Annotated in this window: 14 protein-coding genes; 1 reads left to right on the top strand and 13 read right to left on the bottom strand. The window is 55.0% G+C overall.

The genetic code is table 11. From position 1 onward, the window contains the following. Positions 1-13: 13 nt before the first annotated feature. The 13 genes from lpxP to acuI all read right to left on the bottom strand — a co-directional run bounded on the left by lpxP (position 14) and on the right by acuI (position 11855). On the bottom strand, positions 14-934 hold the full coding sequence (gene lpxP, locus E5C26_RS22255) for a kdo(2)-lipid IV(A) palmitoleoyltransferase (RefSeq protein WP_135318222.1): 921 nt from the start codon (positions 932-934) through the stop codon (positions 14-16). A 356-nt stretch (positions 935-1290) separates the two neighbouring features. Beyond that, entirely contained in the window at positions 1291-1587 is a 297-nt protein-coding gene (fis, locus tag E5C26_RS22250) for a DNA-binding transcriptional regulator Fis (RefSeq protein WP_000462905.1), read from the bottom strand. A gap of 21 nt (positions 1588-1608) precedes the next feature. After that, entirely contained in the window at positions 1609-2574 is a 966-nt protein-coding gene (gene dusB, locus E5C26_RS22245; protein ID WP_037410551.1) for a tRNA dihydrouridine synthase DusB, read from the bottom strand. 386 nt (positions 2575-2960) lie between these two features. Then, positions 2961-3695, bottom strand: coding sequence for a carbonic anhydrase (locus E5C26_RS22240; protein WP_135318221.1), 735 nt, complete (start codon positions 3693-3695; stop codon positions 2961-2963). Positions 3696-3877: 182 nt separating this feature from the next. Then, entirely contained in the window at positions 3878-4759 is an 882-nt protein-coding gene (gene prmA, locus E5C26_RS22235; RefSeq protein ID WP_135318220.1) for a 50S ribosomal protein L11 methyltransferase, read from the bottom strand. A gap of 12 nt (positions 4760-4771) precedes the next feature. Beyond that, positions 4772-6217, bottom strand: coding sequence for a sodium/pantothenate symporter (panF, locus tag E5C26_RS22230; RefSeq protein WP_135318219.1), 1446 nt, complete (start codon positions 6215-6217; stop codon positions 4772-4774). Next, the gene (locus tag E5C26_RS22225) at positions 6207-6449 is read right to left on the bottom strand and encodes a YhdT family protein (protein WP_135318218.1); all 243 of its coding nucleotides are present in this window, start codon (positions 6447-6449) and stop codon (positions 6207-6209) included. Before E5C26_RS22225 ends, panF begins: the two co-directional genes overlap by 11 nt. A gap of 154 nt (positions 6450-6603) precedes the next feature. Next, a complete protein-coding gene (gene accC, locus E5C26_RS22220) occupies positions 6604-7953 on the bottom strand; it encodes an acetyl-CoA carboxylase biotin carboxylase subunit (protein ID WP_012147113.1) in 1350 nt (449 codons plus the stop codon). A 10-nt stretch (positions 7954-7963) separates the two neighbouring features. Beyond that, positions 7964-8428, bottom strand: coding sequence for an acetyl-CoA carboxylase biotin carboxyl carrier protein (gene accB, locus E5C26_RS22215; RefSeq protein WP_012147112.1), 465 nt, complete (start codon positions 8426-8428; stop codon positions 7964-7966). A 32-nt stretch (positions 8429-8460) separates the two neighbouring features. Next, positions 8461-8913 (bottom strand): type II 3-dehydroquinate dehydratase, encoded by a 453-nt coding sequence (gene aroQ, locus E5C26_RS22210; protein ID WP_012147111.1) that lies wholly within the window; start codon positions 8911-8913, stop codon positions 8461-8463. Positions 8914-9154: 241 nt separating this feature from the next. Then, entirely contained in the window at positions 9155-9754 is a 600-nt protein-coding gene (gene msrQ / locus E5C26_RS22205) for a protein-methionine-sulfoxide reductase heme-binding subunit MsrQ (protein ID WP_135318217.1), read from the bottom strand. Then, complete coding sequence (gene msrP, locus E5C26_RS22200) at positions 9755-10756, bottom strand: protein-methionine-sulfoxide reductase catalytic subunit MsrP (protein ID WP_135318216.1); 1002 nt, start codon at positions 10754-10756, stop codon at positions 9755-9757. 121 nt (positions 10757-10877) lie between these two features. After that, positions 10878-11855 (bottom strand): acrylyl-CoA reductase (NADPH), encoded by a 978-nt coding sequence (gene acuI / locus E5C26_RS22195; protein WP_135318215.1) that lies wholly within the window; start codon positions 11853-11855, stop codon positions 10878-10880. A gap of 294 nt (positions 11856-12149) precedes the next feature. On the opposite strand from acuI, the gene csrD reads away from it, so the two are divergent. Then, on the top strand, positions 12150-14081 hold the full coding sequence (gene csrD, locus E5C26_RS22190) for an RNase E specificity factor CsrD (RefSeq protein ID WP_135318214.1): 1932 nt from the start codon (positions 12150-12152) through the stop codon (positions 14079-14081). The last annotated feature ends 301 nt before the right edge of the window (positions 14082-14382 follow it).

Below are 14382 nucleotides of genomic sequence, written 5' to 3'. Positions count from 1 at the left end.
ATCAGGTTTTGGCTCAGTACAGTGAAGGGGCACCGGCCGGGCGGGTTTTAAAGCGACGATGCAGCCACATATACTGCTCTGGGGCGCGCATGATCTCTTTTTCCACCACTTTATTCATGTAAGCCGCAGCGGCGATCTCGTCGCCGATGGGGTAATTTTCCAGTGCCGGTTGGATCAGCAGATCATAACCGCGGCCTTTCTCACGACGGATTAGCACCACAGGCACCAGCGCCGGTTTGGCCATGCGTGCCAGCATATAGGTCCCGCTGGTGGTGGCGGCCTGATCGACGGCGAACAACGGAGCAAACACGCTGCCGCGTGGGCCGTAGTCTTGATCAGGTGCGAACCAGACGGCTTCGCCGCGCTTAAGAGCCTGAACCATACCGCGCAGGTCTTTGCGATCGAGCATCGCCTTGTTGGAACGCATACGGCCTTTGGTTTGCGCCCATTCCATCGCTTTATTGTTGTGTGGACGGTACATCGCCATCATCGGCTGGCACAGCCCCATGGCACGACCACCCAGCTCCAGCGACATAAAATGCACGCCAATCACCAGCACGCCGCGTTGGTTTTGCTGTGCCGCTTTCAGATGATTGATGCCGGAAACGTTGAACCAGCGCTTAACGCGTTTATCTGACCAGAACCAGGCCATGCCGGTTTCCAGCAGGCCCATGCCGAGGGATTCGAAGTTGCCAATCACTTTGCGCTCGCGCTGTGCCACGTCCATATCCGGGAAACACAGTTCCAGGTTACGGCGAGTAATGGAAACCCGGCGTTTCAGGAAACGCATCGAGGTGCGGCCCATCCATATACCGAGCTTGTGCAGCAGCGGGTAGGGGAGTTGAACCAGTAAGAACAGACAGCCCAGCCCGAACCAGGTAAACCAGTAGCGAGGATGTAGCAGGGCCATTTTGAATTTTTGCGGACGCTTCATATGAACTCATTTATGCATTAAAAGGGGCTGCAACCTGTAACGCACAAAGATCCACTCAATTGCGATACGACCACTCAGACACCCAGACATCACTATTGTTTAGCCAGATTCCATAATTGACCAAATCTTTACACTCGAAGGGCGGTTCGCGCTGCTATCAGGCTTCGGAGGGAGGGCTGCAGGCCCGCGAAGGCGGCTCCAGGAATGTATATTGTAACACACAATACGGCCCGACAAGGAGGAGTGGCATGCGAATATTCTCATTCGCATCGACCTGATCTTGATAACACACCAGAGAAGAAAAAGGCGCCGCCTCTTGCGAGGTTGCGCCTTTTCAACATGCCAACTGACTAGTATCAGTTCATGCCGTATTTTTTCAATTTCTTACGCAGCGTACCGCGGTTGATGCCCATCATCAGGGCTGCACGGGTCTGGTTGCCACGGGTGTATTGCATCACCATGTCCAACAGTGGCTGTTCAACTTCAGCCAATACCAGCTCATACAGATCGTTAACGTCTTGACCATTCAGTTGAGCAAAATAGTTCTTCAGTGCTTGTTTCACCGAGTCACGCAGAGGCTTTTGAGTCACTTGGTCCTGTGAGTTCACGGTAGAAACGGTCAGTACGTCAGAATTTACGCGTTGTTCGAACATAGTTCTGTCAGCTCTTTTTTGTTACGCAAGATTTTCGAAATATGCCTCCAACGCCTCCAGCTGTTCGCTGGCATCCTCTATGGCGTTGAATGTGCGCCGAAACTGGTCATTCGGGGCGTGCTCCTGGAGATACCAGGATACGTGCTTACGAGCAATCCGGAATCCCTTGCCTTGGCCGTAAAAGCCGTGCAATTCCCGAATATGCCCTATCAACAAACGCTTAACCTCGCCAAGCGGCGGAGGGGGCAGCAGTTCCCCAGTGTCCAGATAATGCTGGATTTCCCGGAAGATCCAGGGTCTCCCCTGAGCAGCGCGGCCTATCATCAGGGCATCAGCCCCAGTGTAGTCGAGCACTGCTCTGGCTTTATGCGGGTCAGTAATGTCGCCATTCGCGATAATCGGAATGGAAACACTCTGCTTAACTGCCCGAATGCTGTCGTACTCCGCGTTGCCGTTGAACAGGCAGGCACGGGTTCGGCCATGAATAGTCAGGGCCTGTATACCACAGTCTTCGGCCAGTTGGGCAATCTCTACACAGTTACGGTGTTCGGGTTCCCAGCCGGTACGGATCTTAAGTGTTACCGGCACATCCACAGCGTTAACGACCGCGTGGAGGATCTGTTTAACCAGATCCGGGTACTGCAGCAATGCAGACCCTGCAAGCTTCCGGTTCACTTTCTTGGCCGGGCACCCCATATTGATGTCGATGATCTGTGCGCCACTGGCCACGTTAATACGTGCTGCGGCGGCCATATCATCCGGATCGCATCCGGCAATCTGCACGGAGCGGATCCCTGGTTCATCGCTATGGACCATACGCAGACGCGACTTATCCGTCCGCCACACCTCCGGATTGGAGGAGAGCATTTCGGATACAGCCATCCCAGCACCCATTGCATGACATAGGGCTCTAAATGGGCGATCTGTAATGCCGGCCATCGGGGCCGCAATCAAGCAATTTGTAAGCTGGTGGTGTCCAATGCGCATAGACAAAGAGTAACCATACTGTGTCCGCAAGGGCGCGTATATTACGCATTTTTGCGTTGAGATGAAAGGCCAAACTTTGACCAATCAGGCGCTATTCGGCAATAAAAATGCACCTCGTCAGGATCTATAAAAATATTATATATATTTAACAATGAGTTGACGAAAAATGGTCAATTAGTGCTCGATAAAATATTCCCCATACAACAGAATTTTATCTGTAATGAGTCTCGATTCAGCTGGATATCGTCAGCGATATAGGCCATTTGTCAGGGTATTGCGTTGAGAAGAGGCACAATTACGCTGAAATCGCGTGACGAGGGTTGTAGCTAAAGAGGGGGATTTTCACCGCCAGCTATCAAGCCAGCGGTGAAGTTATTTCGACAACCTTAATCGATGATCACGCGGCCGTTCAGCGCCTGTAGCGGGCGATTGTTCGCATGGTGTACTACGGCGCGGAATTGGACGATCTGCTCGGCAGAGGCGCTTACAGGCTTATCCAGCACCATCCAGCTTACCCCTTCGGAACAAGGGGGTGTGGTTAACGAGCCGCTGAACCGATAGAAGTTAAAGTTTTGGGGCAGCAACGCCTTGATATCCAGCGGCGTAGTCAGCACCGCGGGCTGATCGACGGCGGTCGGCATCTGCCGCCAGGCCTGCGCCAGCTGCGGGTTGGCTTTGCCTTGCTGGAACATTAATGCCAGGACTGCCAGTGCACCCTCTTGGTCTTTATAAACAAAGTGCGCCTCAAGGGGGAATTGCTTGCCGTCAATTTCGTTTTCGCTGGGGGCGTGGAAGTGAAATTGTTGCAGCGTGAAAGTGTCGTTATCCAGCACTAAGGTATTGCCGCCGCTGACGTTTACCTGCACGGTATGGCCGTTATTGACGATCTGCTGCTTGCCTGGTTGGAAAGCCAGTTTCAGTTTGTCGTGCTGGGTTTTCAGAGCCCCTTTAACATTAACCGGTGACTGGTTTTTACCGGTTTCGCACAGCGAAAAGTCCGGAGAGAGTTTTCCCCAGTGTGCGGGATCTTCCTGGCCTTCATAACCCCAATGGGCCTGCTCGGCGGCGCTAATTGAAAAACTGGAGACCAGTAAAGCGGCGAGTAATAATTTCCCTTTCATTGCCAATCCTTATTGAAAAATAGTGAGTATCCTTTGGCGGGCAGCAGTTAAAAAACGGCTGTTAACGCGCCTGCAGCATACCTCTGCTTTTCTTCAGGATAAATCAGCGAAATCTCGGGTGGAAAAAAAAACCACCGTAACGGATTAGGTTATCGGTGGTTTTTATCAAAGCAAAGCCGTCACTATTTGCGTTGGCCGGTGATGCGACACCATTCTTCGCGCTCTGCTACCGGGTCGAGCGTGAATTTATCTTCATAGGCTTGCGCCACGCTCGCTGCCTGGGTGGCCAGCACGCCGGACAGGCCCAGGTAACCGCCGGATTTCGGCAGGCAGCCGATCAGCGGGGCCAGCTCACGCAATGGACCGGCCAGAATATTGGCGACGACCACGTCAGCCAGCAGATCGGCAGGTTGGTCTTTTGGCAGATACAGCTCCAGACGCTCTGAAACGCCGTTACGCTGCGCGTTGTCGCGACTGGCCTGAATGGCCTGGGGATCGATATCGATGCCGATAGCGCGTGCTGCACCGAGCTTCAGCGCGGCAATCGCCAGGATGCCGGAACCACAACCGAAGTCGATAATGGTCTTGCCGGCCAGATCCAGACCATCGAGCCACTGCAGACACAGCGCCGTCGTCGGGTGGGTGCCGGTACCAAATGCCAGGCCCGGGTCGAGCATCACGTTCACCGCATCCGGATCGGGCACGTCACGCCAGCTTGGGCAGATCCACAGACGCTCGCCGAAACGCATTGGATGGAAGTTGTCCATCCACTCACGCTCCCAGTCCTTGTCTTCCAGCTGTTCAATCTTGTGGCGGAAACCGGCGCCCAGCAGCGGATGCTGTTCCAGCATTGCCACCACTTCGGCCATATCGGTTTCAGCGTCGTACAGCCCGATCACATCGGTATCGCCCCACAGCAGGGTTTCGCCCGGCAGCGGTTCGAACACCGGATTGTCGTGGGTGTCCTGAAAGGTCACCGATACTGCGCCGCTTTCTACCAGCGCATCGCTCAGGTCTTCTGCCTGGCTGCCGGTGGTGTTCAGTTTGAGTTGGATCCAAGGCATAGCAATTCTCTTTTAAGAGGGTAATGATGACGCCGTCCGGCGTTTTTCGCCGACGAGGTTACCGATATAAAATGCCAACAGACTAAGCAGCAACGAGGGCACAATAGGGTGCAACCCTGCCAGTTGCAGCTTGAAGCTGGCCAATAGCGTATAGCATACCGCACCCGTCACCATTGAGCTAAGCGCTCCCTGCGCGTTGGCACGTTCCCAGTACAGGCCCAGTACCAGCGGCCACAGGAATACCGCCTCCAGGCCGCCGAACGCCAGCAGGTTCAGCCAGATGATCATTTCCGGTGGTCGCCATGCCGCCAGCAGCACCAAAAGCCCGAGGATTAACGTGGTCAGGCTGGAAAAGCGCTTAATCAGGCGTTCGTTCTGCATTTGCTGCGGGCGTACGCCAAGGTAGAGATCTTTAATAATAGTGGCGGAAGATTGCAGCAGTTGGGCATTAATGGTCGACATGATGGCCGCCATCGGCGCGGCCAGGAAGATACCGGCGGCATACGGCGGCAGCACGGTGATCATCAGCGTCGGGATCACCTGATCGGGGATCTTCAGATCCGGCAATACCGCGCGGCCAAGCGCACCGGCCAGGTGCATACCGAACATCAGTACCGCCACTACCATAGTGCCGAGGATGATGCCGCGGTGTACTGCCTTACTGTCTTTGTAAGAGATGCAGCGCACCGCAGTATGCGGCAGGCCAATCACGCCAAAGCACACCAGGATCCAGAACGAGGCCATAAACGGCAGGCTGAGGATCTGCTCACCCCCCTGGGGGGATACCAGTGCCGGATCAATTTGCTGGAGTTTGTCCACCGCGCTGTGCAGACCACCGGCGGCGTGGATCACTGCCACCAGTAGCAGTATGGTGCCGATCAACATCACCAAACCCTGCATGGCATCGTTCAGCACGCTGGCACGAAAGCCGCCAAAGGCGGTGTACAGCGCGATGCTGACGCCAAAGATCAGCAGGCCGGTGTCGTAAGGGATGCCGGCAGCGGTTTCCAGCAGGCGCGCGCCACCGATAAACTGTACCGTCATGGCCCCCAGGAACGCCACCAACAGGCTGAGACTGGCCAGCCAGACCAGCAGACGGCTTTGATAGCGGCCGTACAGCATGTCGTTTAAGGTGATGGCGTTGTAGCGGCGAGCCAGAATGGCGAACTTCTTGCCCAGTACACCGAGCGAAAGCCATACCGCCGGCAGTTGGATCATCGCCAGCAACACCCAGCCAAGACCATATTTATAGGCGGCACCGGGGCCACCGATAAACGAACTGGCGCTGATATAGGTCGCGGTCAGTGTCATGGCCAGCACGAAGCCGCCCATCGATCGGCTGCCCAGGAAGTACTCGCTAAGAAAGTTGCCGGTCTGACGTCGGCTGTAAGCATAGACCGACAACCCGAACACCAACACCAGATAAGCGACCAGCGGCACAATGACTTCAGTTTGCATCGCTGTCCTCCAGTGAAATATCACGGAATATGCCGCGTACCATCAGCCAACACAGGCCGATAAACAGCAGTGGCACCAATAAGCAGGCCATTTCAAACCAGTGTGGCAGGCCGGTAATACCGGATGCGCTGTCTGGCAGATAGGCCGCCAGTGACCAGGCCAGCAGGTAGAGCAGCGTCAGGCCAAGTGCCCATCGTGCTTCGCGGTGGGCTTGAATAAAGCGTGTGTCCATCAGTGTTCCCCATAGGTTTACGGTGATGGTTTTGCCAAAGGTAAGGAATTCTACGGCAAGGCTGGATTTTGCCAAGCCGTTACCGTGCCTGAGATGAAAAAGAAAAAGGCCGGTGATTAACCGGCCTTCTGTCAGGCGAGGTGGATTGCCTGCCTTAGGTTTCCTGCAGACCGAGCTTCTTCTCCAGATAGTGGATGTTGGTGCCACCGTGCTGGAAGTTTTCGTCGCTCATGATCCGCTGCTGCAGTTCAACGTTGGTTTTGATGCCATCGATGATCAGCTCAGCCAGGGCGTTCTTCATGCGGGCAATCGCCACGTCACGGTTTTCACCGTAAGTGATCAGTTTGCCAATCATGGAATCATAGTACGGCGGTACGGTATAACCGGCGTAAATATGAGATTCCCAACGCACGCCGAAACCGCCTGGCGCATGGAAACGGGTGATCTTGCCTGGGCTTGGCAGGAAGGTGTTCGGGTCTTCGGCGTTGATACGGCATTCCACCGCGTGGCCGTGAACCTTCACTTCATCCTGTTTGATCGACAGCGGCTGACCGGCAGCGATGCGCAGCTGCTCTTTGATCAGATCCACGCCGGTGATCATTTCGGTAACCGGGTGTTCAACCTGAATACGGGTGTTCATTTCGATGAAATAGAACTCGCCGTTTTCGTACAGGAACTCAAAAGTACCCGCACCGCGGTAACCGATTTCAACACAGGCTTTCGAGCAACGCTCGCCGATGTAACGGCGCATTTCGCTGGTGATGCCTGGTGCTGGAGCCTCTTCAACCACTTTCTGGTGACGACGCTGCATGGAGCAGTCGCGCTCGGCCAGATAGATGGCGTTACCCTGACCGTCTGCCAGAATCTGAATTTCGATATGGCGTGGGTTTTCCAGGTATTTTTCCATGTAAACCATGTCATTGTTGAAAGCCGCTTTGGCTTCAGCTTTGGTCATGGAAATGGATTGTTCGAGGTCTTTGTCGCTGCGCACAACGCGCATGCCACGGCCGCCGCCGCCGCCAGATGCCTTGATGATCACCGGGTAGCCGATGCGTTTGGCGAAGGCACGGTTTTTATCCATGTCGTCGGTCAGCGGGCCATCGGAGCCAGGTACGCAAGGCACGCCGGCTTTCTTCATGGCGTTGATGGCAGAAACCTTGTCGCCCATCAGGCGGATGGTTTCAGCTTTCGGGCCGATGAAGATAAAGCCGGAGCGTTCGATCTGCTCGGCGAAGTCGGCGTTCTCGGACAAGAAGCCGTAACCCGGGTGGATCGCCACTGCGCCGGTAATTTCCGCTGCAGAGATGATGGCCGGGATATTCAGATAGCTTTTAACCGATGGCGCAGGACCGATACATACGGTCTCGTCAGCCAGCAGTACGTGTTTCAGATCGCGATCGGCTGTCGAGTGCACGGCAACGGTTTTGATGCCCAGCTCTTTACAAGCACGCAGGATACGAAGCGCGATCTCGCCACGGTTGGCGATAACAATTTTATCAAGCATGTTCGCCTCGTTATTCGATGACGACCAGTGGCTCGTCAAATTCTACCGGTTGGCCGTTCTCTACCAGAATGGCTTTCACCACGCCGGATTTATCCGCTTCGATCTGGTTCATCATTTTCATGGCTTCAACGATGCACAGCGTGTCGCCGGCATTCACTTTCTGGCCAATTTCGATGAAGGCTTTCGCATCCGGGCTTGGCGTGCGGTAGAAGGTGCCGACCATTGGAGAACGGACGATGTGGCCACTCATGGCCGCTGGTGCTGCAGGGGTTTCGGCTGGCGCGGCTGCAACCGCTGTAGCCAGTGCTGGCTGCGGCTGTGCCGGCATTGCGTATGCCTGCGGCATCATTGGGTAAGCCTGTGCCGGAGCGGCACGGCTGATGCGAACTGACTCTTCGCCTTCAGAGATTTCTAATTCAGAAATACCTGATTCTTCAACCAGTTCGATCAGTTTCTTGATTTTACGAATATCCATGAGTGTGATTCCGTACTCTTTTTGCGTAGCAATTAGTGGGTTTTCGACAGACGGTTAACCGCTGCCTGTAAAGCAAATGTGTAGCCATCTGCGCCGAGGCCGCAAATCACACCCACCGCAATATCGGAAAGGTAGGAGTGATGACGGAAAGGCTCTCGGGCATGCACGTTTGAGAGGTGGATCTCGATAAACGGGATCTGCACCGCCAGCAATGCATCGCGCAGCGCCACGCTGGTATGCGTGAACGCGGCAGGGTTGATCAGAATAAAATCTGTGTTGCCGCGTGCCTGATGTATGCAGTCGATCAGCGCATGTTCAGCGTTAGACTGCAGATGGCTCAGGGTAATATCCAGTGCGGATGCCTGGTTTTCCAATCCGTTAACAATCTCTGTTAGCGTCGTGCTGCCGTACTTCTCCGGCTCACGCGTCCCCAGCAGATTCAGATTGGGGCCGTTCAGAAGCAAAATGTGAAACTTATCCGCCATTGTGCTGGTATCTCCGGCAATAAAACCATCATCGTAGAAAATAACCCGATGTCACCGATTTGTCACCTGTTAAGGGGAAAATTCACCCTGAGAACAGAAACAAGGTCGGGCATTATAACGATATCGTAGCAATTCGCAGCTAAATACTGGTCTTATCAGCGAAGATATTCAACCCTAAACCAGCAAACAGATAGGGGTGTTATCGCATTATGAGGGGTAGAACACAGAAAAGTTCCGCCTTTTAACGCCACCAATTGCGGAATTTCTTGTAGCGCAGCGCCAGCAGCACGACGGCCAGCAGGGCATAAATGAAGGGCTGTGGCGAAAAGGTTTTGACCGACCACAGATAGTGAATCGGTGCCAGGATGGCCACCAGATACACCAGATTATGCAACCTCTGCCATTTGGCCCCCAGTTTGCGCATGGCCCACAACGTCGAGGTTGCCGCCAACGCCAGCAGGATCAGCCAGCTGATAATGCCGAGCGTCAGGTAAGGGCGGGTAACCAGTTCACGCCCCAGCAGGCCAATATTGCTCAGCCCCAATTCCAGCGTCGAATAGCTTATCAGATGCAGCGTGCCCCAGGCAAAGCACCACAACCCGACCAGACGGCGGCAACGGATCAACAGAGGCTGGCGGGTATAGCGTGCCAGTGGGGCGATCATTAAGGTCGCCAACAACAGTTTCAGCGTCATCCTGCCGGTAAAGTGCTGGATATCCTTGGCCGGATCGGCACTGAACCAGCCCTGATCCACCGACAGCACCAGCCAGAGAAAGGGCAAAAATGCTGCCAGATAAATGGCGACCTTGATCCCTTTGATATGGGTTGGAGTCAAACGCACTTAGAAGTTCTCCCGTAGATCCAGGCCGCGGTACAGCGATGCAACTTGTTCGGCATAGCCATTAAACAGCAGGGTGGGCTGGCGTTTAACGTCCAGAATGCCGCCGGAACCGATAAAACGCTCGGTGGCCTGCGACCAGCGGGGATGATCGACGTGCGGATTCACGTTGGCATAGAAGCCGTATTCATTCGGCGCCGACTCATTCCAGGTGGTGGGTGGCTGATCGCGCACCAGGCGAATATGGACGATCGACTTTATCCCCTTAAAACCGTATTTCCATGGGGTGATCAAGCGTAGCGGCGCGCCATTCTGCGGTGGCAATGTTTTGCCGTACACGCCGACGGTCAGCAACGCCAGCGGGTTCATCGCCTCGTCGAGGCGCAGCCCTTCGACATAGGGATACTTCAACCCACCACCGATAAAGCGGTCTTTCTGACCGGGCATCTGTTCCGGGTCGTACAACGTCTGGAAGGCGACGTAACGTGCGTTGCTGTTGGGTTCTGCCAGCTTGATCAGTTTACCCAATTCAAAGCCAATCCACGGCACTACCATCGACCAGGCTTCAACGCAGCGCATGCGATAGATACGCTGTTCAAGCGGGAAGCGTTTGATTAAATCATCGATGTCCAGCGTGATCGGTTTGGCGACTTCGCCGTCGATGCGTACCTGCCAACCTTCGGTTTTCAAACCGCCGGCATTGGCTGCCGGATCGGCCTTGTCCAGACCGAATTCGTAGAAGTTGTTGTAGCCGGTGACTTTATCTTCCGGCGTCAAAGCCAGTTGGGCCTGCCAGGCGGCAGGTTTGCTGAACTCCAGCGGTTTACCGGGCGGTGCCTTGGGCCGATCGTGGCCTTTAAACCATGACAGCAAATCGGCCTGCGCATTAAGCGGCAGAGCCAGTGATGCGGCGGTAATGCCTAACGCCTGCAACACTTTACGCCGCTGATAAAATACGCTCTCGGGCGTGACATCGGCCTCAGTTAATTTACGTTGTTTGCTCATGCTGTTTTTCTCCACGTATCTGGAGTAAGCATGGCGTGAAACCCGGGCTTATGCGAGAGGCGGCGGGAAAATATGAAATTTCGCAGACGGGATAGGCCCCCGTTGTCGGGGGCCGTCAGGCTTAGCGGATTTTCACCAGGGTGCGGCCGGTGACTTTGTTATCCAGCAGCGCGGCAGCCGTGGCCGGTGCCTGTTCCAGCGTGATTTCCTGGGTGGCTTGTTGGTAGAAGCTGTCCGGCAGGATACCGGCCAGGCGTTCCCAGGCGGTTTGACGGCGATGCAACGGAGTGTGCACCGAGTCGACCCCTTGCAGACGAACATTGCGCAAAATAAATGGCATCACCGTGGTCGGCAGGTGATAACCGCCGGCCAGGCCGCAAGCGGCGACCGTGCCGTTATAGTTCATTTGCGCCAATACCCGCGCCAGCATAGTGTCGCCGACGGTATCCACCGCACCGGCCCACAGTTGCTTTTCCAACGGGCGCGGAGCTTCGAGATAGCCATCACGCGACAGCACTTCCTTGGCACCGAGCGCTTTCAGGTAATCGGTATTGCTTTCACGGCCGCTGATGGCCGTGACGTGGTAGCCCAGCGCCGCCAGAATGGCGACCGCCGTGCTGCCCACGCCACCGCTGGCACCGGTGACCAGAATGTCGCCGTCATCCGGGTGTACGCCGCCTTCTTCCAGCGCCATCACGCACAGCATGGCGGTAAAACCGGCGGTACCGAGGATCATTGCTTTACGCTCATCGAGTCCGTTCGGCAACGGCACCAGCCATTCCCCGGAAACTCGCGCCTGCTCAGCCAGGCCACCCCAGTGGTTTTCACCCACGCCCCAGCCGGTGAGCACCACGCTCTGGCCTTCTTTAAAACGATCGTCGCGACTTTGGCGCACGGTACCGGCGAAGTCGATGCCCGGCACCATCGGGAAGTTGCGTACGATTTTGCCTTTACCGGTGATCGCCAACGCGTCTTTATAGTTAATGCTGGACCAATTAACGTCTACCGTGACGTCGCCGTCGGGCAGTTGGTCACTGCTGATATCTTTGACGCGAGCCAGAGTTTGATCGTCTTGTTGTTCCAATAACAGTGCACGCATGTCACTCTTCCTCTTGTTTGCAATTTTGTCATGGATGGCTGGATCCGATTTAATTGACTATATGCATATAAGAAATTTATGTCCTGATAAAAGGCAAAAAAGGGTGATTGAAGGTTTTCTTCGTTGATGATGCTTGGTAGTTTTAGCGGCATGAACTGCCGGCGGTGATCGTCAAGGGTACGCCAGCGACCAATTAAAAATCAGGGTATTGTGTTGGATTCATTTGAGCGAATTCGGGGCCTTTATACGACCAAAGGTGAAAATCCACGTAACCATAACGGACAAGGCACAGGGATGCGATTCACCACCAAGCTCTCTGCATTGATCACCCTGCTTGTTGCTCTGGCGATGTTTTTGATGCTGATGGGCTGCTCATACAGTTACTTCTACGTCACTCAGGAGAGGCTGGATCGCCGCTTCGATTCGCTGATGACTTCGCTCGATCAGGCGATGTTGCATGAATCACCCGAGGAACAGGAACAATGGTTACCGCTGGTGATGCGCCCGCTCGGTATCGTGGCCGTCAGCGTGGATACCAGCCACAGCAATCTCCTGTCTTATCATCTGCCAACGGTAAAGCCGTCCTGGGAATCGCTCAATGGCTACCGGCAGGTTTCTCTGCCGCTGATGCAGCATCCCGGCGCTTCGCTACGCATTACCTATATTGACCCTTTCGCCAGCGACGTGCGTTCGTTGCAATCTACTGCGGCTGTCACTTTGTCGATCGTCGTGATGGTGGTTATCTTGTTGTTCAGTCTACGTTGGTTGCGTGATCAGGCCGACGGGGAAGACCGGCTGGAACGCCGTGCACGCCGTATTCTTAACGGCGAACGAGAGAGCGTGATGCAGGGTGACGTGCGCGAATGGCCGACGAACGTCAGCGGTGCACTCGATCGCCTGCTGGCGGATCTGGCGGAAGCGCGTGAGGAGCGCAGCCGGGTCGATACGCTGATCCGCGCTTTCGCCGCGCAGGACGCCAAAACCGGGCTGAACAACCGGTTATTCTTCGATAACCAACTGACCACGCAACTGGAAGAGGAAGGTTCGCACGGCATTGTCATGATGGTGCGATTGCCGGATTTCGACACGCTGAGGGAAACCCACGGCAACAGTGCGGTGCAGGAACTGATGTATTCGCTGGTCAATCTATTGTCGACTTTCGTGATGCGCTACCCGGCAGCGTTGCTGGCGCGCTATTTTCACAGCGATTTCACCGTCCTGTTGCCGCATCGCACGCTGAAAGAGGCGGACGGTATTGCCTCACAGTTGGTTCATGCCATTGACGCCCTGCCTTCAACGGCGCTTATCGATCGTGAGGCGTTTTTACATATCGGTATCGTGGCCTACCGCAGTGGGCAAAGCACCGAACAGGTGATTGATTATGCCGAGCAGGCTACGCGCCATGCCACGCTGCAGGGGGAAAACGGCTGGTATGTTTACGACAGCCAGGTGCCGGAAAAAGGGCGCGGCAGCGTCAAATGGCGCACCCTGTTGGAACAGGTGCTGGCACGGGGCGGCCCACGGCTGTACCAGAAACCGGCGGTGACGGTGGAGGGGGAAGTCCATCACCGGGAGATCATGAGCCGGATATACGATGGCACCCAGGAACTGCTGCCGTCCGAGTATATGCCGCTGGTACAGCAGTTGGGTCTGGCGGAAAGTTACGACCGCCAGCATCTGAGTCGCATTCTTCCCTTGCTGGCGTTGTGGCCCGAAGAAACGCTGGCATTTACGCTGTGCGTAGACTCATTATTGCAGCGAACTTTCCAGCGTTGGCTGCGTGATAGCCTGCTACAGTGTGAAAAAAGTCATCGTCGGCGAATTCTGATTGAACTTGCAGAGGCAGACGTGTGTCAACATATCGACCGTTTACGCCCGGTGCTGAGATTGCTCTCAGGATTGGGCTGTCGTCTGGCCGTGTCCCAGGCGGGGTTAACCGTGGTGAGTACCTCCTATATCAAGTCCTTACCGGTGGAACTGGTCAAGCTCCATCCCGGTTTGGTGCGGAGTATTGATAAGCGGGATGAGAATCAGCTGTTCGTTCAGAGCCTGACTGGCGCCTGTGAAGGCACCAGCACCCAGGTTTTTGCCGCCAGCGTGCGGACACGTAATGAATGGCAGACGCTGAAAGATCGCGGGATCCTCGGCGGGCAGGGTGACTTTTTCGCGTCGCCGGAACCGATAGATGTAGGGCGTAAAAAATATTCGCGTCGTTATCGTGTTTAACCTGAATGCCGGGCAAAAATTGACGTAGAATGAGCGCCAATTCATCTGGGCTATTTTATCTGTCTTTTTGGGATTACCCCCAAACTGCCTGCGACAATGACGCCTATTTGATATAGGCTCTTGTCAGTCCTTTTCTGTTGAGCGTTGGTAGGTGCTTACCACCAGCGGCAATCAGGTAATATGTTAGATTTTATGAGCTGTGTTACGCCGTTTCGTGCGCTGACAGGGTGGTAAACTGAGCCTTTGTTCAGGGAATTCAGGCCTCATCCAATTTCCGTGCATTCGAGCAGAAACAATACAG

It is taken from the genome of Serratia proteamaculans (assembly GCF_004684015.1).
GTDB classification, from domain to species: domain Bacteria; phylum Pseudomonadota; class Gammaproteobacteria; order Enterobacterales; family Enterobacteriaceae; genus Serratia; species Serratia proteamaculans_F.
Note: the sequence above shows the minus strand (reverse complement) of the source record. Positions and strands in the feature narration are given on the sequence as shown.

Excerpts from the sequence above, each read along its gene's own strand:
- lpxP (WP_135318222.1), bottom strand. The coding sequence starts at position 934 with ATGAAGCGTCCGCAAAAATTCAAAATGGCCCTGCTACATCCTCGCTAC.
- fis (WP_000462905.1), bottom strand. The coding sequence starts at position 1,587 with ATGTTCGAACAACGCGTAAATTCTGACGTACTGACCGTTTCTACCGTG.
- dusB (WP_037410551.1), bottom strand. The coding sequence starts at position 2,574 with ATGCGCATTGGACACCACCAGCTTACAAATTGCTTGATTGCGGCCCCG.
- E5C26_RS22240 (WP_135318221.1), bottom strand. The coding sequence starts at position 3,695 with ATGAAAGGGAAATTATTACTCGCCGCTTTACTGGTCTCCAGTTTTTCA.
- prmA (WP_135318220.1), bottom strand. The coding sequence starts at position 4,759 with ATGCCTTGGATCCAACTCAAACTGAACACCACCGGCAGCCAGGCAGAA.
- panF (WP_135318219.1), bottom strand. The coding sequence starts at position 6,217 with ATGCAAACTGAAGTCATTGTGCCGCTGGTCGCTTATCTGGTGTTGGTG.
- E5C26_RS22225 (WP_135318218.1), bottom strand. The coding sequence starts at position 6,449 with ATGGACACACGCTTTATTCAAGCCCACCGCGAAGCACGATGGGCACTT.
- accC (WP_012147113.1), bottom strand. The coding sequence starts at position 7,953 with ATGCTTGATAAAATTGTTATCGCCAACCGTGGCGAGATCGCGCTTCGT.
- accB (WP_012147112.1), bottom strand. The coding sequence starts at position 8,428 with ATGGATATTCGTAAAATCAAGAAACTGATCGAACTGGTTGAAGAATCA.
- aroQ (WP_012147111.1), bottom strand. The coding sequence starts at position 8,913 with ATGGCGGATAAGTTTCACATTTTGCTTCTGAACGGCCCCAATCTGAAT.
- msrP (WP_135318216.1), bottom strand. The coding sequence starts at position 10,756 with ATGAGCAAACAACGTAAATTAACTGAGGCCGATGTCACGCCCGAGAGC.
- acuI (WP_135318215.1), bottom strand. The coding sequence starts at position 11,855 with ATGCGTGCACTGTTATTGGAACAACAAGACGATCAAACTCTGGCTCGC.
- csrD (WP_135318214.1), top strand. The coding sequence starts at position 12,150 with ATGCGATTCACCACCAAGCTCTCTGCATTGATCACCCTGCTTGTTGCT.